Source organism: Bradyrhizobium genomosp. III (assembly GCF_000261705.1).
GTDB lineage: Bacteria > Pseudomonadota > Alphaproteobacteria > Rhizobiales > Xanthobacteraceae > Bradyrhizobium > Bradyrhizobium ottawaense.
This window is the reverse complement of the sequence record NZ_AJQF01000405.1, coordinates 1-21,860: the sequence shown is the minus strand read 5'-3', so window position 1 is coordinate 21,860 and position 21,860 is coordinate 1. Positions and strand designations below refer to the sequence as shown.

Annotated in this window: 23 protein-coding genes and 1 tRNA gene; 18 read left to right on the top strand and 6 right to left on the bottom strand. The window is 65.5% G+C overall.

Annotated features, from left to right (window positions below):
• Positions 1 to 11: 11 nt before the first annotated feature.
• The gene (locus IC66_RS0132955) at positions 12 to 2,069 is read right to left on the bottom strand and encodes an ATP-dependent helicase (RefSeq protein WP_038950500.1); all 2,058 of its coding nucleotides are present in this window, start codon (positions 2,067 to 2,069) and stop codon (positions 12 to 14) included.
• A gap of 127 nt (positions 2,070 to 2,196) precedes the next feature.
• On the opposite strand from IC66_RS0132955, the gene IC66_RS0132950 reads away from it, so the two are divergent.
• Positions 2,197 to 2,787, top strand: a complete 591-nt coding sequence (locus IC66_RS0132950) for a TMEM175 family protein (RefSeq protein WP_038950499.1) — start codon at positions 2,197 to 2,199, stop codon at positions 2,785 to 2,787.
• 4 nt (positions 2,788 to 2,791) lie between these two features.
• Here IC66_RS0132950 and IC66_RS0132945 read toward each other — a convergent pair whose 3' ends face one another.
• A complete protein-coding gene (locus IC66_RS0132945) occupies positions 2,792 to 3,172 on the bottom strand; it encodes a YciI family protein (protein ID WP_028141072.1) in 381 nt (126 codons plus the stop codon).
• Between the two features lie 210 nt (positions 3,173 to 3,382).
• On the opposite strand from IC66_RS0132945, the gene IC66_RS0132940 reads away from it, so the two are divergent.
• On the top strand, positions 3,383 to 3,565 hold the full coding sequence (locus tag IC66_RS0132940; protein ID WP_038950498.1) for a hypothetical protein: 183 nt from the start codon (positions 3,383 to 3,385) through the stop codon (positions 3,563 to 3,565).
• Positions 3,566 to 3,587: 22 nt separating this feature from the next.
• Positions 3,588 to 3,791, top strand: coding sequence for a hypothetical protein (locus tag IC66_RS0132935; protein WP_028141071.1), 204 nt, complete (start codon positions 3,588 to 3,590; stop codon positions 3,789 to 3,791).
• A 12-nt stretch (positions 3,792 to 3,803) separates the two neighbouring features.
• Here the strand turns inward: IC66_RS0132935 and IC66_RS0132930 are convergent, their stop codons facing one another.
• Positions 3,804 to 4,517, bottom strand: a complete 714-nt coding sequence (locus IC66_RS0132930) for a substrate-binding periplasmic protein (RefSeq protein WP_028141070.1) — start codon at positions 4,515 to 4,517, stop codon at positions 3,804 to 3,806.
• A 339-nt stretch (positions 4,518 to 4,856) separates the two neighbouring features.
• Between IC66_RS0132930 and IC66_RS0132925 the strand changes: the two genes are divergently transcribed.
• Together IC66_RS0132925 and IC66_RS0132920 are read left to right on the top strand one after the other, a co-directional pair.
• Entirely contained in the window at positions 4,857 to 7,262 is a 2,406-nt protein-coding gene (locus IC66_RS0132925) for an ATP-binding protein (protein ID WP_028141069.1), read from the top strand.
• A 328-nt stretch (positions 7,263 to 7,590) separates the two neighbouring features.
• Positions 7,591 to 7,664: transfer RNA gene (locus IC66_RS0132920), tRNA-Gly, on the top strand.
• Between the two features lie 209 nt (positions 7,665 to 7,873).
• Here the strand turns inward: IC66_RS0132920 and IC66_RS0132915 are convergent.
• Positions 7,874 to 8,812, bottom strand: a complete 939-nt coding sequence (locus tag IC66_RS0132915) for a LysR family transcriptional regulator (RefSeq protein ID WP_038950496.1) — start codon at positions 8,810 to 8,812, stop codon at positions 7,874 to 7,876.
• Positions 8,813 to 9,025: 213 nt separating this feature from the next.
• Here IC66_RS0132915 and IC66_RS0132910 point away from each other — a divergent pair, with 213 nt between their 5' ends.
• The 11 genes from IC66_RS0132910 (at position 9,026) to IC66_RS47870 (ending at position 17,756) form a co-directional block, all read left to right on the top strand.
• Positions 9,026 to 10,108, top strand: coding sequence for an ABC transporter ATP-binding protein (locus IC66_RS0132910; RefSeq protein WP_038950495.1), 1,083 nt, complete (start codon positions 9,026 to 9,028; stop codon positions 10,106 to 10,108).
• 35 nt (positions 10,109 to 10,143) lie between these two features.
• Entirely contained in the window at positions 10,144 to 10,860 is a 717-nt protein-coding gene (locus IC66_RS0132905; protein ID WP_028141066.1) for an HAD family hydrolase, read from the top strand.
• A 16-nt stretch (positions 10,861 to 10,876) separates the two neighbouring features.
• On the top strand, positions 10,877 to 12,184 hold the full coding sequence (locus IC66_RS0132900) for an NAD(P)/FAD-dependent oxidoreductase (RefSeq protein WP_038950494.1): 1,308 nt from the start codon (positions 10,877 to 10,879) through the stop codon (positions 12,182 to 12,184).
• A 22-nt stretch (positions 12,185 to 12,206) separates the two neighbouring features.
• Positions 12,207 to 13,253: an ABC transporter substrate-binding protein gene (locus tag IC66_RS0132895; RefSeq protein WP_028141064.1), complete on the top strand. Its 1,047-nt coding sequence runs from the start codon at positions 12,207 to 12,209 to the stop codon at positions 13,251 to 13,253.
• Positions 13,254 to 13,271: 18 nt separating this feature from the next.
• Complete coding sequence (locus IC66_RS0132890) at positions 13,272 to 14,135, top strand: ABC transporter permease (protein WP_038950492.1); 864 nt, start codon at positions 13,272 to 13,274, stop codon at positions 14,133 to 14,135.
• Positions 14,132 to 14,920: an ABC transporter permease gene (locus tag IC66_RS0132885; RefSeq protein ID WP_028141062.1), complete on the top strand. Its 789-nt coding sequence runs from the start codon at positions 14,132 to 14,134 to the stop codon at positions 14,918 to 14,920. Before IC66_RS0132890 ends, IC66_RS0132885 begins: the two co-directional genes overlap by 4 nt.
• Positions 14,921 to 15,020: 100 nt before the next feature.
• Positions 15,021 to 15,338 carry a hypothetical protein gene (locus tag IC66_RS0132880; RefSeq protein WP_038950490.1) on the top strand — a complete coding sequence of 106 codons (318 nt, stop codon included), beginning with the start codon at positions 15,021 to 15,023 and terminating at the stop codon, positions 15,336 to 15,338.
• 163 nt (positions 15,339 to 15,501) lie between these two features.
• Positions 15,502 to 15,942: a DUF2231 domain-containing protein gene (locus tag IC66_RS0132875; RefSeq protein ID WP_038950489.1), complete on the top strand. Its 441-nt coding sequence runs from the start codon at positions 15,502 to 15,504 to the stop codon at positions 15,940 to 15,942.
• Positions 15,939 to 17,276 carry a PQQ-dependent sugar dehydrogenase gene (locus tag IC66_RS0132870; RefSeq protein WP_038950488.1) on the top strand — a complete coding sequence of 446 codons (1,338 nt, stop codon included), beginning with the start codon at positions 15,939 to 15,941 and terminating at the stop codon, positions 17,274 to 17,276. The genes IC66_RS0132875 and IC66_RS0132870 overlap by 4 nt, the downstream gene beginning before the upstream one ends.
• 67 nt (positions 17,277 to 17,343) lie before the next feature.
• Positions 17,344 to 17,547, top strand: coding sequence for a hypothetical protein (locus tag IC66_RS0132865; RefSeq protein WP_028141058.1), 204 nt, complete (start codon positions 17,344 to 17,346; stop codon positions 17,545 to 17,547).
• A gap of 38 nt (positions 17,548 to 17,585) precedes the next feature.
• Positions 17,586 to 17,756 (top strand): hypothetical protein, encoded by a 171-nt coding sequence (locus tag IC66_RS47870; protein WP_162832278.1) that lies wholly within the window; start codon positions 17,586 to 17,588, stop codon positions 17,754 to 17,756.
• A gap of 20 nt (positions 17,757 to 17,776) precedes the next feature.
• Here the strand turns inward: IC66_RS47870 and IC66_RS0132855 are convergent, their stop codons facing one another.
• Both IC66_RS0132855 and IC66_RS0132850 read right to left on the bottom strand, forming a co-directional pair.
• Positions 17,777 to 18,712, bottom strand: a complete 936-nt coding sequence (locus IC66_RS0132855; protein ID WP_028141057.1) for a sugar kinase — start codon at positions 18,710 to 18,712, stop codon at positions 17,777 to 17,779.
• Positions 18,696 to 19,742 (bottom strand): SPFH domain-containing protein, encoded by a 1,047-nt coding sequence (locus IC66_RS0132850; RefSeq protein WP_038950486.1) that lies wholly within the window; start codon positions 19,740 to 19,742, stop codon positions 18,696 to 18,698. The genes IC66_RS0132855 and IC66_RS0132850 overlap by 17 nt, the downstream gene beginning before the upstream one ends.
• Before the next feature lie 102 nt (positions 19,743 to 19,844).
• On the opposite strand from IC66_RS0132850, the gene IC66_RS0132845 reads away from it, so the two are divergent.
• On the top strand, positions 19,845 to 20,573 hold the full coding sequence (locus IC66_RS0132845) for an NUDIX hydrolase (protein ID WP_038950485.1): 729 nt from the start codon (positions 19,845 to 19,847) through the stop codon (positions 20,571 to 20,573).
• 131 nt (positions 20,574 to 20,704) lie between these two features.
• A partial coding sequence (locus tag IC66_RS0132840) for an MFS transporter (RefSeq protein ID WP_038950483.1) occupies positions 20,705 to 21,860 on the top strand: 1,156 nt, incomplete at its 3' end.

Here is a 21,860-nt window from a genome sequence, read left to right as displayed (position 1 = left end):
GCCTCTTGCGTCTACCGCCACATCCCGCGCATCCGCGCCCCGATGTCGATCTTCGGCCCCTGCGCCGCGGTGCGGGCCGCGCCCGCGGCAGCCTTCGGCCAGGCGGTGCGCTCGAACAGATAGACCAGCTGCTCCGGAATGAAGCGGGTGCGCGAGGCATAGACGTGGCGGTCGCCCTTGGCGGCCTGGCCGTGGACGAAGAAGCGCTGGGGAACGACGAGGTGTAGATCGTCCTTGGCGCGGGTCATCGCGACATAGAGCAGGCGGCGCTCCTCTTCCAGCTCGGCGCTGGTGCCGGCGCCGAGATCGGACGGCATGCAGCCGTCGACGACGTTGAGCACGAACACCGACTTCCATTCCTGGCCCTTGGCGGAGTGGATGGTGGACAGGATCAGATAATCCTCATCGCGCAACGGCGGCCCTGATTTATCGCTAGTCGCGTCCGGCGGGTCGAGCGTGAGCTCGGTCAAAAATTTCTCGCGAGAGGCATAGCCGCTGGCGATCTGCTCGAGCTGCATCAGATCGGCGCGGCGCGTCTCGGAATCTTCGTGGAGGCGATCGAGATGCGGCTCGTACCAGAGTCGCACGCGTTCGAGATCGACCGGCCATTCCGAATAGCGCAAATTCTGGGTGGTGCGGACGAAGTCGGTCCAGTCGGCGCCGGTGCGCGCGGGCACCGGGAGCTGGCCGAGTGCGGCGAGCGGATCGGTGCTTTCCGCCATGTGGTCGAGCACGCGCTGCGCGGTCGCGGGGCCGACGCCCGGCAACAGATGCAAAATGCGGAAACCGGCGACGCGGTCGCGCGGGTTCTCGGCAAAGCGCAGCAGCGCCAGCACGTCCTTGACATGCGCGGCGTCGAGGAATTTCAGCCCGCCGAACTTGACGAACGGAATGTTGCGGCGGGTCAGCTCGATCTCGAGCGGGCCTGAATGCGAGGACGTCCGGAACAGCACCGCCTGGTGCTTGAGCAGCGCGCCTTGCTCGCGGTTCGCCAGCACCTCTTCGACGATGTAGCGCGCCTGGTCGGCCTCATCGTGCACGGTGACGAGCTGCGGCTTGTGCGAGGCGGCGCGGTCGGTCCAGAGATTCTTGGTGAAGCGCTCGCGCGCGAGCCCGATGACGCCGTTGGCCGCAGCCAGCACGGTCTGCGTCGAGCGATAGTTGCGGTCGAGCGTGATCATTTCGGCGCGGGGCGAGAAGCTCTGCGGGAAATCCAGGATGTTGCGCACGGTGGCGGCGCGGAACGAATAGATCGACTGGGCGTCGTCGCCGACCACGGTGAGCCCGCGTCCGTCGGGCTTGAGCGCCAGGAGGATTGAGGATTGCAGGCGGTTGGTGTCCTGGTATTCGTCGACCAGCACGTGATCGAAGCGGCCGCCGATCTCCTCGGCGATCAGCGCATCGCTCATCATCTGCGACCAATACAGCAACAAATCGTCGTAATCGAGCACGTGCTGGGCCTGCTTGGCCTCGACATAGGCCGCGAACAGGCCCTTCAGCTCGGCGGCCCAGCCGGCGCACCAGGGATAGTGCACCCCCAGCACCTTCTCGATCTCCATCTCGGCGTTGACGCAGCGCGAGTAGATCGACAGGCACGTGCCCTTGGTGGGGAAGCGGCTCTCGGTCTTCGACAGGCCGCGCTCGTGCCGGACCAGGTTCATCAGGTCGGCGGAATCCTCGCGGTCGTGGATGGTGAAGGCGGGATCGACGCCGATCCGTTCGGCATATTCGCGGAGCAGACGCGCGCCGATGCCATGGAAGGTGCCGGCCCAGCTGAGCGCATCGCGCATGATCGCGGCGTTGTTCTCGCCCAGCACCTTGCGGGCGATGCGCTCGACCCGGCCGGCCATTTCGGCCGCCGCGCGGCGGGAGAACGTCATCAACAGGATGCGGCGCGGATCGGCGCCGGCGACGATCAGATGCGCGACGCGATGGGCCAGCGTGTTGGTCTTGCCGGAGCCGGCGCCGGCAATCACCAGCAGGGGAGCGCCCACGGTCGCGCCATCGGCCACGCCATGCTCGACGGCGCGGCGCTGCTCCGCATTGAGCGTGTCCAGATATGTCGCCACGAATCGCCCCGGTGAAAGGGCGAGAGTCGGCGATCCCGTCGCGAATCGCAATGCGGCTGGACGGGACCGGGTTTAGGATTTAGGGGGAAAGACGCCCCCAGGTTCCAGTCCGAAAAGCGCACCCGGCATGACCGAGCTCAAATCCGACCAGTTCGAGATGCGGCGGCTGGAATCGCTCAGCAACACCATTTTCGGTGTCGCCATGACGCTGTTGGCCTACGACCTGCCCAAGGCCGCGGTGTTCACCAGCGCGCCCGACTGGAGCGATCTTGCCCATGTCTATTCCGGCAAGCTCGCCGGCTTCGCACTCAGCTTCATCATCGCCGGCGTGTTCTGGATCAGCCATCACCGGCGGCTGGCGCGCCAACCCGTCGGCAGCCGCGGCGCCGTGATCCTCAACCTGTTCTTCCTGCTCTCGATCGTTCTGCTGCCTGTCACCAACGGCCTCTACACCAATTACGGCATGAGCAGTGCGGTTGCGGTGCTCTACGGGCTGCACCTGACCGCGATCGCCGGCCTCAATGCCTGGCTGTGGTGGACGATCCTCGGCGGCTGGCGCCAGGAGATCATGGCCTCGCTGTTTCCGCTCCTGGTGTTCATCCCGGGCACGATCGTGGCGGCGTTCGCCCCGCATATCGCGCCCTTCGTCTGGTTCATCGCCTTCGGCGGGCTCGCGATCCAGCGCTTCTACGGTGCGCGGGCCGGGCCGGGCGCGTGAGGCCTCACCCGGACGTCGCGCCGAACCCATCGGCCGGCACGTAAAGCTTGACCGGGCGGATTTCGTAAACCGCAGTCGGGTTGACCGCACGCAGCTTGCGCGCCGCCGCGATCGCCTCCTCCTCGCTGGCGCATTCCATCAGGTGGAAGCCCAGAAGCTGCTCCTTGGTCTCCGCAAACGGGCCGTCCAGCACCATGCCCGCGCCGGGGCCGCGCAAGGTGCGGGCCTTTCGGGTCTCATCCAGACGGGCGGCCGGCCCGAACTGCCCGCTGGCCCGCAAGGGGGCCTGAACCTCGATGACCTTGGCCACGACTGCGGCGTCCTGCTCAGGCGTCCAGGACAGGATCTCGTCTTCCACGTGGTAGGCCAGGATGGCGTACAGCATCGTCACCTCGTTGTTTTCTGCACCGATCCCAGAGGACGTAGCACCGCAGGCGATGCCGACAATCCCCAAAATAAATTCAAGCATAAGATATTGCGTGGCCGGGCCGCGACGAAACCGTCCTGAAACCCGATTGCGGCGTTGCCGTGTGAACGCCGCCGGAAGTGGTCGCGACTGATGACCACAACAACAAGATTTCTGCCGGAGGCGGCAATGTCGGGTCACATCAAGATCATCTGCGACGCACGTCGCGCCGGACAATCTCAGACGGCCGATCTGCACGACCAAAGCGGCCATCACCGCTATTACGGCAGCTCGGCCGAGAATGGCGGCGAGCGCATCGTCGAAAGCCGGCGCGGCAAGCGGCCGCGCGCGCTCGGTGTTTGCGGCTTCTGAAGCCTCGCGCCCGATGTCCCATATGGACGTCCTGCAGATATCGATCGCGGCGATGCCGTTCCTGCTCGCACTGACGAGCCGGACGGGCAAGGTCATCGTGCCGTGCCTGCTGACGAGCATCTTCACGGTGCTGCTCGGCGGGGAGCCCCACCGCGCCGTCGTGGCCTGGTGCGTCGGCATGCTGATCGCCGCCGTCGCCTTGCGCGAGAGGCTTCGCACGGGCTGAGCCGGCGGCCCGTTACGGGGCGTTCAAGACCTGCTTGACCAGGGCCTCGCGCAGCGCCGCCAATTCGCCGCTCGCCTCCATCTGGGCGATCGCCTTGCCTACCTTCGGCACGAGATCGCGATGGCGTTCGTGCAGGTAATGGTAGATGTGGATGCGCTCGAGCGGCGGCGAGAGCGGGTGGATCCTGGCCTGCAGATTGAGTTTGCGCACCGCGGCGAGCCCGCTGAAGAGGTCGGTGACCATCACGTCGAAACGATCGGCATCGAGCATCCTGACCATGTTGTCGAGGCCAGTGGTCGCCGTGACGCGGGCCATGCCGCGGGTGCCGGCCTCCGAGGAGCCGACGCCGCGGACGATGCCGATGCTGTAGTCCCTGATCGAGTCCCAGCCGGCGACGTCGAACCGGAATTTCGTCGCAAACACCGCCGGCTCGATATAGTTGATCGCCGGCGTGACCTGGACCAGCGTCGGGTAGTCGCGCGAGAGCGATCCGATGCGCTGGATCTCGCCGTCGACCGCGCCGGCGCTCGACAGCGCGAGCGCGCGCTTGCCGGGGACGTCCTCGAACTCCAGCCTGATGTTCAGCCTGGCGTAAACGGCCCGCAACATCTCGCCGCCGACATATTGATCGGGGATGTCGGCGATGCGCGCGAGCCGGATGACCTCCTGCGCCGGCGATGGACCGCTTGCAAGCAGTGACAGGCAGGCGACGATAATCCGCCACATGACGCGCCTCCTCGTTGCCCGAAGCTACCGCTGGATTCCGATGTCCGCCCGATCTACCGGAGACGGCGCCTGCGCGTGGCCCACTGCCCCGCCCGAGGTGCAGGCGACGTCCGGACTTTCACCGATGTCATTCTACCACGCGAAGTGGTAGTTTGCGCGACAATCCTGCTAGCGGACGCAAGATATGACCCCGCCGACCTCAAGCCGCCCAGGGGTTGACAGGAAATCGGCCGACGGGATCGCCGCGCGCATCGCGGGAAGGGGAAGTCTCGACGATCGAAATGCTCGAGGCTGCGACCGCTCGGCCGCAGCGTGCCGCCGTTTCCGGGGATGTGGTGCATGGCCAAGGCTGGTGACGAGGACTCCAATCGCGGCCGCGCCGTTGCACCGGCGGCTGCGAAGCAGGATTTGATCGGCACCGCGCTCGCGCCTTCGATGTTCGCCGCGCTGCTGTCCCGGCTCTTCAACTGGTCGCGCAGCGGCGTCGGGCCGCGCCTGCTCGCCGCCGTGCTGCTGTTCTCTTCGGTCGTGACGCTGACGTTGACTGCGCTCCAGCTCTATCTCGATTATGATCGCGAGGTCGGCCTCATCGAGACCAGGCTCGACGAGATCGGCCGCAGCACCACCGGCAGTCTCGGCGAGAGCCTGTGGAATCTCGACCAGAACCAGCTCAAGCTCCAGCTCGACGGCATCCTGCGGCTGCCCGACATCCGCGCCGCCGAGGTGCGCGAGGTTGACGACCGTCCCAATCCGATCCGTCTCGCCATCGGCGAGCCGAGCACCCGCTCGGTCGTGACGCGCGACTATCCGCTGAACACCAATGTGCAGGGGACCGCACGCGAGATCGGCGTGCTCCATGTCGAGGCGACGCTGACCGACGTCTACCAGCATCTGCTGAACCGCGCGCTGGTGATCCTGGCAAGCCAGGCGGCCAAGACGTTCCTCGTCTCGCTGTTCATCATCTACATGTTCCATCTGCTGGTGACGCGGCATCTGGTCGCCATCGCAGACTTCGTCAGCAAATACAGCCTTGCGCGGCCGCCGCCGCCTTTGCGCCTGGAGCGCCGGCCGCCCTACGATGCCGACGAGCTGGACAAGGTCATCGACGCCTTCAACGCGATGTGCGCGAACCTCCAGCGGGCCTATGGCGAGCTGCGCGAGGCCAATGCAAATCTCGAGCGCGACCTCAAGGTCCGCCGGCGCGCCGAAGAGGACGCGCGTGCGAGTGAAGAGCGTTTCCGCGACTATGCCGAGACCGCGTCCGACTGGTTCTGGGAGACCGGACCGGACCATCGGTTCACCTACATTTCCGACCGGGCCGGTGCCTTCAGCATGGACAACAAGGCGCTGATCGGCAAGCGCCGCACCGATGCCGCGTCCGGCTGCGACGCCGAGCCCGAGAAATGGCGCGCGCACATGGCGATGCTGGACCGCCATGAGCCGTTCCGGAAGTTCGAATATCGCGGCCGCGACACCACGGGGCGGATGCATCATTTCAGCGTCAACGGCCAGCCGGTCTTCGCTGCCGACGGAAGCTTCATGGGTTATCGCGGCTCCGCGACCGATCTCACCGAGCAGCACGAGACCGAGGAGCGGCTGCGCCAATCCCAGAAGATGGATGCGATCGGCCAGCTCACCGGCGGCGTCGCGCACGACTTCAACAATGTGCTCACGGTCATCACCGGCACCATCGAGATCATCCAGGAGGGGCTTGCGGACAAGCCCGAATTCGCCGCGATCGCGCAGCTGATCGACGATGCGGCCGCGCGCGGCGCGGAGATCACCTCGCAGCTCCTGACCTTCGCGCGCCGCCAGCCGCTGGAGCCGCGCGAGATCGACGTCAACGCCCTCGTGATCGAGACCGCTAAACTGCTGAGGCCGATCCTCGGCGCCCATATCGAGATCGTGACCCGGCTCGCCGACGATGCGTGGTCCGCGATGGCCGATCCATCGCAGCTCTCCTCCGCGATCGTCAACCTCGCCGTCAACGCGCGCGACGCGATGCCGGGCGGGGGCAAGCTCACGATCGAGACCGCGAACCGCGAGCTCGACGACACCGACGCTGCGGGCGACGGCGATGCCATGCGCGGCGCCTTCGTGATGGTCGCGGTCGCCGACACCGGCCACGGCATCCCCGCCGACATCCGCGAGCACGTGTTCGAGCCGTTCTTCACCACCAAGGGCGTCGGCCGCGGCACCGGCCTCGGGCTCAGCATGGTCTACGGCTTTGCCAAGCAGACCGGCGGCACCGTCGCGGTCGAGAGCGAGGAGGGGCGCGGCACGGTGATGCGGCTGTTCCTGCCGCGGTCGAAGGGCGAGGCGCCGGCCAGGACCGCGCCGGTCCAGGCGCTCGACACGGCACGCGGGCACGAAACGATCCTCGTGGTCGAGGACGATCCGCTGGTGCAGGGCTATGTCATCGCCCGGCTCGGCAGCCTCGGCTATCGCACGCTGGTGGCAGGCGACGGCGCCTCCGCACTGGCGCTGGTCGACCAGGGCGCCAAATTCGATCTGCTGTTCACGGACATCATCATGCCCGGCGGCATGAACGGGCGGGAATTGGCCGACGCGATCCGGCTCCGGCGGCCGGGAGCAAGGGTGCTCTATACCTCCGGCTACACCGACGATGCCATCGTCCACGGAGGACATCTCGATCCCGGTGTGGCGCTGCTCAGGAAGCCCTATCGGAAGTCGGAGCTGTCGCAGAAGATACGCGAGGTGCTTGCGGGCGAGCCGCCGGACTGAGCGGCGCCGGCGGACGAAAAAGGCGCGGCGGGGAAGCCCCGTCGCGCCCGATTTCTTGCTCGCTGGTCCAGGGCTGAGAGCGCCCCGATGCCAAGCCTTGTTCAAAGCTTAGCGGGCGATCCCAGCGAGGTGACAGCGCTTGGTAAGAGACACTGGATCACCTCCTTTCGTTGGTTTCGGAAGATTTCAATATAGGCGGCATTGCCGCCGCTGTTAAGAGGCGGCGGGTCGGAAGGAACCGGGCGCGATTCGCAAGGCTCAGGACGGCCGGAAAGCGACCTCCTGAACAGTTGAGACCGCCGCCCGGCCGTGTTAGGGAGCCCGTAACGCGGGTGTAGCTCAATGGTAGAGCAGCAGCCTTCCAAGCTGAATACGAGGGTTCGATTCCCTTCACCCGCTCCAACGCCCAAGCCCTCCGCTTGAAATGAGGGCTCATTGTGGATCGCAGAAAAGTTGAAGCCTGCTTGCTGACGTCGATCGCCAGATGGCCGGAGCTTTGCGATAGGAGCTGACGGTTGCCTGCTTGTTCGTACCTTTGGACAGCGACCTGAGCCAGCCGGCTCATTCGCTCGGGCGAGCCGACGGTCAGGAAGGCAAATCCACCTGAAAGCTCAGTAGCACGCAGGCATCAAGCCAAGTCGTGGATATTGCCGATCGATTGCAGCCAGCTCGATCCGCATTTGCGCGATGATCCAATCCCGGATCTCGGCGGCAATGGGCCGCATGGGCCGGTTGCGTGGCGGCAGGAACTCGCAGAGACGGCGCGTGGTGGTGAGTGTATCGGAGGCCGGCACCAGCGCGCCTGTCAGGAGCCAATGCGAGGCGACCGTCAGCCAGCCGAGCGCGATGCCTTGGCCGAGCAGGGCGGCCTGCATCACGACGGCATAATCGGTGAAGCTGAGCCCCTTGGCCGCACCGCGACGACCGGTGAGCAGTGATGCGTAATCCGCGGCCCAGTCGCCCGGCGTCTCGGCGAGGCGGATGATGGTGTTGCCCTCGGTGGGATCGGTCGCGCCGAGATAGGTCGGGCTGCACATCGGCAGCATCGCTTCCTTCATCACCAGCGTGCCGCCGGACGACGGCTCGTCGCGATCGCGGAAGCGCATGCCGAGATCGACGTTCTCCACCGGCCCGCGTAATGCGCCGGAGATCAGCTGGAAGCGCAGATCGACCTGGGGAAACTGCTTCTGGAGTTTGTCGATGCGCGGCATCAGCCAGTGCGTGGTAAAGGCAGAGGAGACCGACAGCGTCACGGTCTCGGTGCCCTTGCGGCGCCGCTCGATCTCGACGAGGCCGCTCTCGATGCTGCGAAAGCCTTCGAGCACGCGGCGATAGAGCTGCTCGCCTTCCTCGGTGAGCACCGCGCGGCCCGCCTTGCGGTCGAACAGGCGAACGCCGAGATGCTCCTCGAATTGTCCGAGCATCCGGCTTACCGCCGGCTGCGTGACGTTGAGTTCGGCGGCAGCCGCCGTGAAGCTGCCATTGCGCGCTGCTGCGTCAAAGACGAACAGGGCGTTACTTGAGGGCAGCATCCTGCGCAGCTCGGGCATAACGTCATGTTATGGGCGCAGTGAGAATTTGGCAATTGCCGAGTTTTGCCAAGTCTGGTGTCATTCGTATCACAGCCTAAAGGCAGGGTGTTCGGGAGACAGTTTTGGTGCGGCGCACGCTGTACCCGCGATTGCTCCGGGATGCTGTCTATAAAGCAGGCTTATGGCGCGCAGTGAGGCACGTCATGACAGGGAACGAGGCGAGGGCGATCGTTGGACAGACGAGCGGAAAGCGTCGAGATCCGGTCCGCGAGCAAGGCGTACGGCGCCGTTCGCGCTCTCGACGACGTCTCCCTCAATGTCGGCGCCGGCGAGTTCGTCTCGCTTCTCGGTCCCTCCGGTTCCGGCAAAACCACGCTGCTTGGCATCTTGGGCGGCTTCATCCTGCCTACGACTGGCACCATCCTGTTCGGCGGTCGCGACGTCACTTACATGCCGCCGCACAAGCGCGACATCGGCGTCGTCTTCCAGAACTATGCGCTGTTCCCGCACATGAGCGTCGGCGAGAATGTCGCCTTTCCCTTGCGTGCACGTCGCTTGCCGAAGGCAAGCTGGCCCGACAAGGTGCGCGCGGCGCTCGCGATGGTCGGCCTCGCCGGCTACGATGAGCGCGGCATCGCGCAGCTCTCCGGCGGCCAACGCCAGCGCGTCGCGCTCGCCCGCGCCATGATCTTCGAGCCGCGGCTGATCCTGATGGACGAGCCGCTCTCCGCGCTCGACAAGCAGCTGCGCGAATCCATGCAGATCGAACTGCGCGCGCTGCACCGGCGAATCGGCGCCACCATCATCTACGTCACCCACGACCAGCGCGAGGCGCTGACCATGAGCGACCGTGTCGCGGTAATGAAGGACGGCAGGCTGGTCCAGATCGACGAGCCCGCGCGGCTGCACGACCATCCCGCCGATTCCTTCGTCGCGAGCTTCATCGGTGAAGCCACGATGCTGTCGGTGCGCCGTGTCGATGCCACCAGCGTCGCGCTCGGCAACGCGCTGCTGCGTAGCGCCCGCGCCATCCCCGACGGCGATGCGCTGATGCTGGCCGTGCACAGCGAAAAGCTGCTGATCGACGATGGCGCACAGGATGCCGCCTGCAACCGGCTCACCGGCACGGTCACCGATATCGTCTATCAGGGCGAGAGCCTGCGCATCTTCCTGGCGCTCGCTGACGGCATCGCGCTCAGCTTGCGCCAGCCGAGCTATCATCAGGCCTACAGCCGCATCCCGCCGCTCGGCGGCAGCCTCACCGTCACCCTTCATCCCCAGGACACCATCGTCGTGCCGAAGATGAAGGACTGAACTCAAGCCTTGTCCAACCGAAAGAAGAAACCGATATGTCGACCCAAGCCGCGTTCAGCAATTTCAAGGTCCTCACCTTCGACGTCGTCGGCACCTTGATCGATTTCGAGGCCGGCGTGCTCGCAGCGGTGCGCAAGATCTCGGGCAAGACGCCGGCCGAGCTCAGCGACGAGCAGATATTCGAGCCCTACAAGCGCGGCCGCGACAAGCACTACGAGCGCTCCAGCGAGGCGATGTTCCACGTCTACCGCCATCTGGCCAAGGAGGTCGGACTGCCGTCCGACGACGCGTCGTGCGACACCTTCCAGCTCTCGGTGCTACGCTGGGGGCCGTTCGCGGATTCGGCCGAGGCGCTTAAGCGCCTGCGCACGAAATTCCGCCTGGTCGCAATGACCAATGCCGACCGTGTCGCGCTGTCCGCCTACGCGCACGCGCTCGGCGATCCCTTCGACGACACCGTCTGTGCCGACGACACCGGCGTGGCAAAGCCCAATCCGGAATTCTTCGCCTACAACAGGGGGCGTCAGTCGGCGTTCGGCTACAAGCAGTCCGACATTCTGCACGTCGCCCAGAGCCAGTACCACGACATCGGGATCGCGCGGAAACTCGGCTACAAGGTGTGCTGGATCGAGCGCCGCCAGGGCGTCGCTGGTTTCGGCGGCACGCCGGCGGTGGAGACGCTGACCAAGCCGGACTTCCATTTCCCGACCTTGAAGGCACTGGCCGACGCCGCCATCGGGCCGGCGGCGTAAATCCGTGAGCGCCGGCATGACACGCGACTGGAGCGCATTGCCATCGGTCAACTCGCTGTGGGAAGCCACCGCGGAGCCGGCACGCGACTTTCCCGTGCTGTCGGACGAACACCAGGCGGATGTGGTGATCATCGGCGCGGGCTACACCGGCCTGTCCGCCGCGCACCACATCGCCAAGGACAGCGCATCGCCAATCGTGCTCGAAGCCAACCGCCCCGGTTGGGGCGCCAGCGGACGCAACGGAGGCGTGATCACCGCAAAGTTTCGTCTGTCGTTCCGCGAGATCGATGCCGCGCATGGCCGCGCCATGGCGAAGCGCATGTACGAGATCGCGCATGAATCGACCGACATGGTCGAGGAGCTGGTGTCCGAATTCGGCATCACCAGTGCGAACCTGACGCGCACCGGACAGGTCAAGGCCGCGCATAACCAGACGACGCTGAAGGCCGCGATCGACGAGGCCAATTGGATGACGCGTGAGATGGGTTCTGCCGAGGTCCGCATCCTCAACAAGCGCGAAGTGCGCGAAGAGACCGGCTCCGACATCTTTGTCGGCGGCGTGCTCAATCCCGGCTCTGGCGGCATCCATCCGCTGAATTATCTGCGGGGCCTCGCCGACGGCGTGGCGCGCCGTGGTGTTCCGATCTTCCAGGAATCCCCGGTCGTCAAGCTGCGGCGCGAGAAGAACGGTATTGTCGCCGAGACGCCGCAAGGCGCCGTGCGTGCCAAACAGGCGATCATCGCCACCAACAGCTATTCCGATCTGACTGGCGCCACCGCACATATGCAGCGCACGTTGATCCCGTTCCGCAGCGCCATGGTTGCGACCGAACAGCTGCCGCGCAATCTCGCTGGAAAGCTGATGCCGACGGGGCGGACCTACACCGAGACCAAGCGCATGATGCGCTGGTTCCGCATGGTCGATAACCGCGTGATCTTCGGCGGCCGCGGCGCCTTCGGCAAGCAGGACTCGCAAGCCGCCTTCGACGCGCTGCGCAAGGCGATGGTCGGAATCTTTCCGGATTTGGCCGAGGTCCCGCTCGCATACAAATGGTCTGGCCTCGTCGCGATGACGCTGGACTCGGTGCCCCATATCGGCCGGATCGACGACCGCACGCTGGTCTCGCTGGGCTACAATGGCGCGGGCGTTGCGATGTCGAGCCTGATGGGCCGCTATCTCGCAGCCCTCGTGCGCGGCGAGAGCCCCGATGTCGGGCTGCTCGATGTCAGGGGCATGAGGCCCATTCCGTTCTATCCGCTGCGCGAGCCCGCGGTGCGCATGGTCGCCGGCTGGTATCAGTTTCTCGATGCGATCGGTCAGTGAGATTCTTTTGGAGGAGGCGAGGATGACGATGAAGCAGAAGTTTGGACTGGGCTGCGCGCTGCTCGGCGCAATCGGATTTGCCGGTGCGGCCGATGCCGCCGACCAAATCACCTTCGTCTCGCAAGGCGGCGCCTACCAGCAGGCGCAGACGGTGGCGATCCTGGATCCCACCGCCAAGAAGCTCGGCATCACCATCAACCAGGACTCGATTCCCGACGCCTGGCCCGCGATCAAAACCCAGGTCGGCAGCGGCAGGCCGATCTGGGATGTCGTCGACACGCCCACCGGCAACTGCCTGCGTGGCGGCGAGCAGGGGCTGATCGAGAAGCTCGACTTCTCGAAGATTCCCAACGGCGCGGCGATGCCGGAAGCCTATCGCAGTCCCTATTCGATCTCCTACGAGTTCTATTCCAGCGTGCTGTCCTACAGCCAGAAGACGTTCCCGAAGGACGCGCCGAACAGCTGGGCAGATTTCTGGGACGTGAAGAAATTCCCCGGCCGCCGCGCCCTGCGCAACCACCCGTTCGCCACGCTTGAGGCCGCATTGATGGCTGACGGTGTCGCGCCGGACAAGCTCTATCCGCTCGACGTCGATCGCGCCTTCAAGAAGCTCGAGGAGATCAAGCCGCACATCACGGTGTGGTGGACTTCGGGTGCGCAGTCGGCGCAACTGCTCAACGACGGCGAGGTCGACATGGAGATGGCCTGGAACGGCCGAGTCAGCGCGGTCGCCAAGGAAGGCGCCAAGGTTGCCTTCACCTACAATCAGGGCGTCCTTCAGAGCACCTCGCTCTGCATTCTCAAGGGCGCGCCGAATCTCGACACCGCGTTGAAATTCCTCAACGAGGCCGTCGATCCCGTGCACCAGGCCAATCTGCCGCTCCACATCGACTACGGCCCCGGCAATCCGAAGGCGTTTGAAACCAACGTGATCAAGTCCGAACGTGCCGCGCAATTGCCGAGCGAGCCGGCGAACGCGGCCAAGCAGGCGCTGATGTCCTACGCCTGGTGGTCATCGCCGGCCGGCGAAGCCGCCGAGAAGCGCTGGGCATCGTTCATGCAGAAGTGAGACGAGGCAGCGTTGACGATGACAGTGTCCGATCCTTCGCAAAAGCATCAGCGCCGTGAGCACGGGCTGATGCTGGCGCTGGTGTCGCCGGCGCTGCTCGTGATTTTGCTCTTGATCGTGCTGCCGGTCGGCTGGCTGGCCTGGCAGTCGATCTACCATGACGGCTTCACGCTGGAGAACTACCGGCGAGTCTTCACCGAAGACATCTACTGGCGAAGTTTCGCGCTGACCTTCGAGATCAGCCTCGCGGTCACATTGATCGCTCTGCTGCTCGGCTATCCCTTGGCCTATCTCGCCAATTCGGTGCCGAAGGCCTGGAGCATCCTGATCCTGTCGCTGGTCGTGCTGCCGTTCTGGACCAGCGTGCTGGTCCGCGCCTATGCCTGGCTGGCGCTGCTCCAGCGTAGCGGTGTGATCAACCAATTCCTGCGCTATTTCGATGTGATCTCCGAGCCACTCGCGCTGGTCCACAACAGTTTTGGTACGGTGGTGGCGACCGTGCACATCCTGCTGCCGTTCATGGTGCTGCCGCTCTATGCCACGATGCAGAAGATCCCCGGCGATCTCATGCAAGCCGGCGCCAGTCTCGGCGCGAGCCCGTCGCTGACATTCTTTCGCGTGTTCCTGCCGCTGTCGCTGCCTGGCGTGCTCGCCGGCTGCACCATGGTGTTCGTGCTCTGCCTCGGCTTCTATATCACGCCGGAGCTGCTAGGCGGCGGCCGCACCGTGATGGTATCGATGCTCGTGAGTCGCAACGTCGAGCTCTACAACCAGTTCGGTGCGGCCAGCGCCGTCGCCGTCGTGCTGCTCATGAGTGTGCTCGCGATCTTCTTCGTCGTCAGCCGCTTCATCTCGCTCGACCGCGTGCTGGGGCAGAAATGATGCGCATCTCGCCCGCACGGATTGCCCTCTACGCGATCAGCGCGCTGGTGCTGGTCTATCTGATCCTGCCCGTTCTCATCATCGCGCCGATCTCGTTCTCCAGCGCGCGCTTCCTGACCTTCCCGCCGCCGTCGTTCTCGACGCGCTGGTATCAGCAATATTTCACAAACCCGGCCTGGATGCAGGCAACGCGCGTGACGCTGACGGTTGCGCTCTTCACCGTCGTGATCGCAACGCCGTGTGGGGTGGCTGCCGCCTATGCCATCAGCCAGTCCAAGCTGCGCATCATGCGCGTCGTTCATATGGCGCTGCTGCTGCCGCTGGTGGTGCCGATTATCATCACCGCAGTCGGCATCTTCTTCGTCTACGCCAAGGTCGGCCTGGTCGCGACCATGCCCGGCCTCGTGCTCGCCAATGTCATGCTGGGCTTGCCTTATGTCGTCATATCGGTGCTGGCGGGCCTGCAGAGCTTCGATCCGGCGCAGGAGATGGTTGCGCGAAGCCTCGGCATGAACCGGCTGCGCAGCTTCTTCGCGGTGACCCTGCCGCAGATCAAGTCGAGCGTGGTCGCCGGCGGCATTTTTGCCTTCATCTCGGCAATGGACGAGACCATCGTCGCGCTGTTCATTTCCGGCGGCCAGTACCAGCCGCTGACCAAGCGCATGTTCACCGCGCTTCGAGACGAGATCGACCCGACGATTGGAGCGATATCGACGCTGATGACTGCGGCCTCGTTCCTCCTGGTATTGCTCGCAACCACGCGACAGAAGAGGAAGGTGGGATAAATCCTGCGCTGACGGCCCGGCCGCACCGGGCCTGATCCAGGTCAATGTCGCGCGCTCCGGATGGTCTATTCGTTGGTCGCAACTTCGGGACAACCATGACATGACCGACAAGCCGATCGATTGGACGCCGGATCTCACGCTGCCGACCTCCAAATCCACCGTCCAGCACTTCATCGCAAATGCCGGCGGCGACCGCCTGGAGATTGACACCACGCCCTGGGGCGAGGCCGATCTCACGGTCAACGGTCAGTCGCTTGCTCACATCGAAGCGGCACCGAGCGCCGGGGAGGCGTTTCGGGCGCTCGAGACGATCGCGGAAGATTTCGAAGCCGGCAAGGAGGCCGACAAGAATGTGCGCCTCGATCAGGTGATCGAGGATGACGAGGTCCGCGAAAAGCTGGGTCTGGCGCGCATCTAAGGCCATCGTAGCCCGTGAGATCGCTGATATCGCTACGGCGATGAGTGCCATCCGCGCGCGTCGTAACGAGGCGGCGCGGATCCCCTAGGAACCATCACATCCCGCACGAGTTGGCCGGTCGGGCTGGAGGAAAGTCACACGAGGCCAAACCGTGCAAGACGACATGCGCGTGCGCACCACCGCGCAGATCGCGGGTCATCCCATTCATCCGATGCTGGTGCCGATCCCGATCGCGTGCTTCGTCGGGGCGCTGTTGACCGACATCGCCTATGTCGCCAGCGCCGAGATCATGTGGGCGAATTTTTCCGCTTGGCTTCTGCTCGTTGGCGTCGTCTTCGGCGTGCTGGCGGCGATCGCGGGCCTCACTGATTTCCTCGGCAACCGCCTGGTGCGTGTGCAGACGCCGGCCTGGCCGCATCTGATCGGCAATGCCGTGGCGCTGATCCTGGCCATCGTCAACGCGCTGATCCACACCCGCGATGCCTGGACCTCGGTGTGGCCGACGGGGCTCGTTCTGTCCGTGATCACCGTGCTGATCCTGCCCGTCACCGGCTGGCTCGGCTGGGCCATGGTCTATCGCCACGGCGTGGGAGTTGCGCGATGATATCGAAGCTCGCCCGCGCTCTGGTGTGCGCGTCGCTGCCGTTGCTGGCTGCTTGCGATGACGGCAGCGGCGACCCCAAGGCGCAGATCGGCGCCAACCCTGAGCTTCCCGACATCCAGCAATATCTGCTGCCGCCCGTCCACATCGCGCGCATCGTCGGCTGGAAGAAGGACGAGACGCCGACTGTGGCGCAAGGCCTGCAGGTCAAGGCTTTCGCGACCGGTCTGCAGCATCCGCGTTTCCTCTACGTGCTGCCCAATGGTGACGTGCTGGTGGCGGAATCCAAGGCGCCAAAGGGGGGCGCGATCAAGCGGCCCAAGGAGATCGTCATGGGCTATATCGAGTCCTGGGCGACCTCGGGCGGCAACGACACCGGGCCGGGTAATCGCATCACGCTGCTGCGTGACAGCAATGGCGACGGCGTGCCGGATACGCAAAGCGTCTTCCTCGACCATCTCAACTCGCCCTTCGGCATCGCGCTGGTGGGCAACGATCTCTACGTCGCCAACGCCGATGCGATCGTCAGATATCCCTACACCGAAGGCGACACCAGGATCACCGCGCCGGGCACGGTGCTGACGCCGCTGCCGGGCGGGCCGATCAACCATCACTGGACCAAGAGTCTCGTCGCCAGCCCCGACGGTTCGAAACTCTATGCCGGCGTCGGCTCCAACAGCAACATCACCGAGAACGGCATGGAGGCCGAGCACAATCGCGCGGCGATCCTCGAGGTCGACCGTGCCAGCGGGCGCTGGCGCGTGTTCGCGAGCGGCCTGCGCAATCCGAACGGGCTCAGCTTCGAGCCGCAGACCGGCGCGCTGTGGACGGTGGTGAACGAGCGCGACGAGCTCGGTCCCGATCTCGTTCCTGACTACATGACCTCGGTGAAGGACGGCGGCTTCTACGGCTGGCCGTACAGCTATTACGGCCAGCATGTCGATCCCCGCGTCAAGCCGCAGCGGCCGGATCTCGTCGCCAAGGCGATCGTGCCGGACTATGCCCTGAGCTCGCATGTCGCCGCGCTCGGGCTCGCCTTCAACACCGGCTCCAGCCTGCCGGCCGCCTATCGCGGTGGCGCCTTCGTCGGCGAGCATGGCAGCTGGAACAGGCAGGTGCTCAACGGCTACAAGGTCGTGTTCGTGCCGTTCAAGGACGGTAAGCCGAGCGGACCGGCGCAGGACGTCGTGACGGGCTTCCTCAACAGCGACAACCAGGCGCGCGGCCGGCCGGTGGGCGTCGCCATCGACAAGACCGGGGCGTTGCTGGTCGCAGACGACAGCGGCAACACGGTGTGGCGCGTCACCGCCGCGCATCCGCAGCTGACGCAACGATAGTCCCGCCGGCGCGTTATCGGACAGACGGTGAAAGCCAAATTCTGAAACTCAAGCCAGGAGTTGGACAATGGGCCTTGCTCAATATGCCATCGTGCCGGTGCGGAACGAATGGGGCGTGTTGCACGACGGTGACGTCAAGAACACCTACGCCACCAAGGAGGCTGCATTCGAATCGGCGGTCGCCGCCGCATCCCTCGCGCTTCGTGAGGGACATGAAGTCCAGGTCAGCGTGCCCGGCCGCGAAGCCGGAGACAACGCGCTCGGCGTCTAGAGCCGAACCACGAAGCAGCATTTGAGAAGGAGGCCGCGATGACCAAGCCGCGTGAGCCGAACGGCGTCGAGCCATCCCGTTCCGAGGACGACATCCAGCGCGAACAGCTTGGTCCCCGCGGCGTGCCCGGTGCGCCTGATCCGGCCAAGATGACGCCGCAGCGCGAGAAGAAGACGCCGAAGCATATCGATCCCGGCCACACGGCGTGACGCGGCTTGGCGCAACATGATCAGACGATCAGCCGCCCGCGCCGCGCGGCAATCCCGATCGTGACCTCGGCACCGGCGTTGAAGTCGAGGCGGTCGGCTTCAATGCCGTCGCTGAAGATGACGCCGTTCTCCGCCATCAGCGAGCGGATGCGCAATTGGTCCGCCGACGCGAGCCGGCCGCAGACGAGATGGGTCTGCGAATGGCGGCTGGGGAAGGGCTCGCGCACCGCAAAACGCAGCTCGGCTGCGTCCCAGGGCAGGGCGTCGTAACTGCTCAGCGGCGGAGGCTGCCCAAAGCTGCCGGCAATGGCCAGCGAGCCGGTCACAATGCTCTTGAACCAGGCGGTCGATCCGAGCCCGGTCGAGACGATCAGTCCGCTCGAAGATTGCCGTTCCGTCGCCCCGCCGGCCGCAATCTCGTAGATCGCGGAGACATGCGTGCGGGCGCCGATGAAGAGGTCGTTGACGGCGTGGAGCACCTGGCCGTCGTTGAGCCGTGCTTCCGCCATCGTCACGGCCTGGCTGCTGCGCTTCTCAGTGGCGACCTCCGGCAGGAGCTTGGCGAGGTCGTGCGGCGCAAAGGGCAGGAGGATGCCGTCGTGGCGCGCGGGATCCGGATTGAGCCCGATCAGCGGATGGTCGTTCAGATATTTCATCGTGTTGGCGACGACGCCGTCCTGGCCGAGCGCGACCACGATGTCATCAGGCCCGAAGAGGAAGTTCGGCAGGAAGCCGCGGTCGATGACCTGATAGCGCCCCCATTGCTCCAGCACTTGCAGCGTCGTGTGACGCTGCGCACGATAGACCTCGTGCTCGCGCTCATAGTCGGAGAAGTCGGCGCCGAGATGTTCGACGTAGAAGCGGGCCTGCGCCGCCGTCAGGTGGCGCGCGATCAGGTCCTCTAACCTGGTCTTGCGCGTCACCAGCACCACCTTGCGGTCATTGGCGGCGGGCATTGGCGGCCTCCGTCGGCTTCGGCTTCTCCATCAACTGGCTGAGCAGGTCCGGCGAGACGTTGAGCTGGCCGATCTTCTCGGCCTTCTCGGCAATGCCGGAGAAGGCTTGCGCGATCAGCTGACCCGGCTGCATGCCGGCGGCGGCAAGCGCCTGGATCACGCGGGTGTCGACGCCCTCGAAGATCTTCATCAGCGCGCCGACGCGGTAGGCCTCGGCGTCGGCCAGGGTCCTGGTATTGTCGGCATTGAGGCCGACGAAATCCTTGCGCTTGCCTTCCAGCACGATGTCCGCGGCCATGCCGGCCTCGCGCAGCTCATTGCGCTTTGCGGCAACGCTCGCCTCGGCATCCATCTGGGTCTCGCGAATTGACCGCTTCTTCTGCTCGACCGCGATCTCGGTGTCGAGTTCGCTCTCGCGAATGGCACGCTCCTGCTCGACGGCGAAGTTGCGCCGGGCGAAGATGGCTTCGTCCGCGTTCTTCAGGATCGCTTCGCGCGCTTGCGCCTCCAGCGCCTTTGCGGTGTCCGGCGTCGGCTTGATGCCGCGGATCGACACGCCGAGGATTTCGAGGCCGAGAGCGGCGATGTCCGCGCGCGCCCTCAAGCCGCCCGCGATGATGTCGGCGATGCGGTCGGACGCCTGCAACGCGTCCCTCAGCGTCAGTTCCTTCACCGCTTGCTGGGCGAGGACCTCGACCGTGCCGAGGATGCGTTCCGGCAGCTTTTCCGGATCGTCGCTCGCATAGGTCTTGCCGTCAGCCTTCAGGGTGAAGTCGAGCATTGATGCCGCCTTCTTCGGGTCGCTGACGCGATAAGTCACCTGACCCTGCACGGTCAGCGTCTGAAAGTCGCGCGCGGTCTGCTCGAAGATGAACGAGGCGTCGCGGCTGCCGATCGGCACCGCGACCAGCATGGTCACCGGCGCGTAATACAGCGCGGAAAGACCAGCACCCTCGGCGACGATCGCGCCGGCGCGATACTTCATCAGATAGGTGGTGGGCTGGGCCTTGATGAACCTCACGCCGAACATGTCCGTCTCCGATGGTCGTTATAAGTGTGCCTGAGCAACTAAGTAAGTTGGACTGTACAACTAACTATGCTACTGTCAAGTCCGAACAGGGGGAGGCTGCCGATGGCGGGCGAAGGTCGGGCTGAAGGGTCTGGTAAATCGGGGCAATTGGACTTCCCACGACCCCTGACCACGGTCGATGTCGTGATCTTTACGATCCTCGACGACAGCCTTCAGGTGCTGCTGATGCAGCGCCCGGCCAGCGAGGGCGAGCCGTTTCCGCTCAGCTTGGCGCTGCCGGGCGGCTTCGTGGACGTCACGAAGGACCGCGACCTCGCGGCTTGCGCCGCCCGCAAGCTGAGGGAGAAGACCGGGGTCACCAGCCCTTATCTGGAGCAACTCGGAAGCTGGGGAAGCGCGACGCGCGATCCGCGCGGCTGGTCGGCGACACACGCCTATTTCGCGCTGATCCCGGCGGACGCAAGCGTGCTGGCGAACGATGCGCGGTGGTTTCCGATTCGAGGCGGAAGGCTCAAGGACAAGCTCGCCTTCGATCACGGCGACATCCTGGCAACCGCGATCCAGCGCCTGCGCAACAAGGTGGAGTACACCTCGCTGCCGGCCTATCTGATGCCGGCGGAATTCACGCTGCCGGATCTGCAGCGCGTCTACGAGATCGTGCTCGACCGTCCGCTCGAGAAAAGCGCGTTCCGGACCCGGATCCTGGCGGCCGACATGATCGAGCCGGTCGCGAAGATGCGGCGCGGCCCGAACCGCCCGGCGCAACTCTACCGCCTGAAGAAGGGCAGCGAGCCCGTGTATTTCGTGCGGACGTTCAATCCGCCGGAATGAGCGTGGTCCTGCGCCGCTCTGCGGCTGGCGCCGCGGTGCCATTCGGAACCGGCATGCCCGTGGCCTCGGTCTGCAGGTAAGACATTGGTCGCCGGCGCGATCTGCGCCTGGCAGGCAGGCGAACGTTTGGAATGCGGTTCTTGAAATCTGACAGCAGGCTGATCGGCGTCCTGCTGGTGCTCGCCATCACGCAGCTGGTCGGATGGGGCACGATCGGGCTTCCCGCCATCGTCGGGCGCGATCTCGCCGCCGATCTCGGCATGAGCCTGCCGGCGGTGTTCGCCGGAACATCCGTTCTCTACGTCTCGATGGGGCTGTGTGCGCCGTGGCTTGCCAGATCGTTTGCGCGGCATGGCGCGCGGACGGTCATGATGGTCGGCACGGTCGTCACCGCGCCGGGCTTCGTGCTGCTGTCGCTGGCGCGCGAGCCGATGCTCTATTTCGCCGCCTGGATCGTCCTCGGTATCGCCGGCAGCGCCACGCTGTCGACCGGCGCCTATATCATGCTGAACGAGGTCGCGGGGCGGCAGGCCAAGAACGCGATCGGGGCCTTGATGCTGGTGACGGGCCTGTCCAGCAGCATCTTCTGGCCGACGACCTCGTTCCTCAGCGGGCACCTCGGCTGGCGGGGGACGTGCCTGGTTTACGCGGCCATGCTCACCCTCGTGTCGCTTCCGCTCTATGCATTCGTGGCGCCGCGCCGGAGACTTGCGAAGGACGATGGCGGCACGCTGGCCAGGTCTGCCGATGTGCCCGCGATTCCGAGGAGCACGTTCGGCCTCGTCGTCGCCGCGATCACGCTCAACGCCTTCGTCAATTTCGGCATCAGCGCCATCATGATCGAGCTGTTGCGGGCGGAGGGGCTCACGCCCGCGCAGGCCCTCGCGTTCGGCTCGATGCTGGGCGTGATCCAGGTCAGCGCCCGCGGGCTCGATCTCCTCGGCGGCGGGCGGTGGGACGGGATCACGACCGGGCTCGTCGCGGGCACGGCACTGCCCGTCGCGATGCTGCTGCTGATGCTGAGCGAGGGCGCGACCTGGGCGGTGGCGGTCTTCATCCTGCTCTATGGCGCCGGCAGCGGCGCCATGGCGGTGGCGCGGGCGACCATCCCGCTCGTGTTCTACGACCAGGCCGAGTTCGCCAAGGCGATGTCGATGATCGCGCTGCCGCTCAATCTGGCGTCCGCGATCTCGCCGCCGCTTCTGGTCGGCCTGCTCACCCAATTCGGCAGCCGCGGCGCGCTTGGTCTCACGCTGGTGTTCTCCTGCGCGACGGTGCTGATCCTGG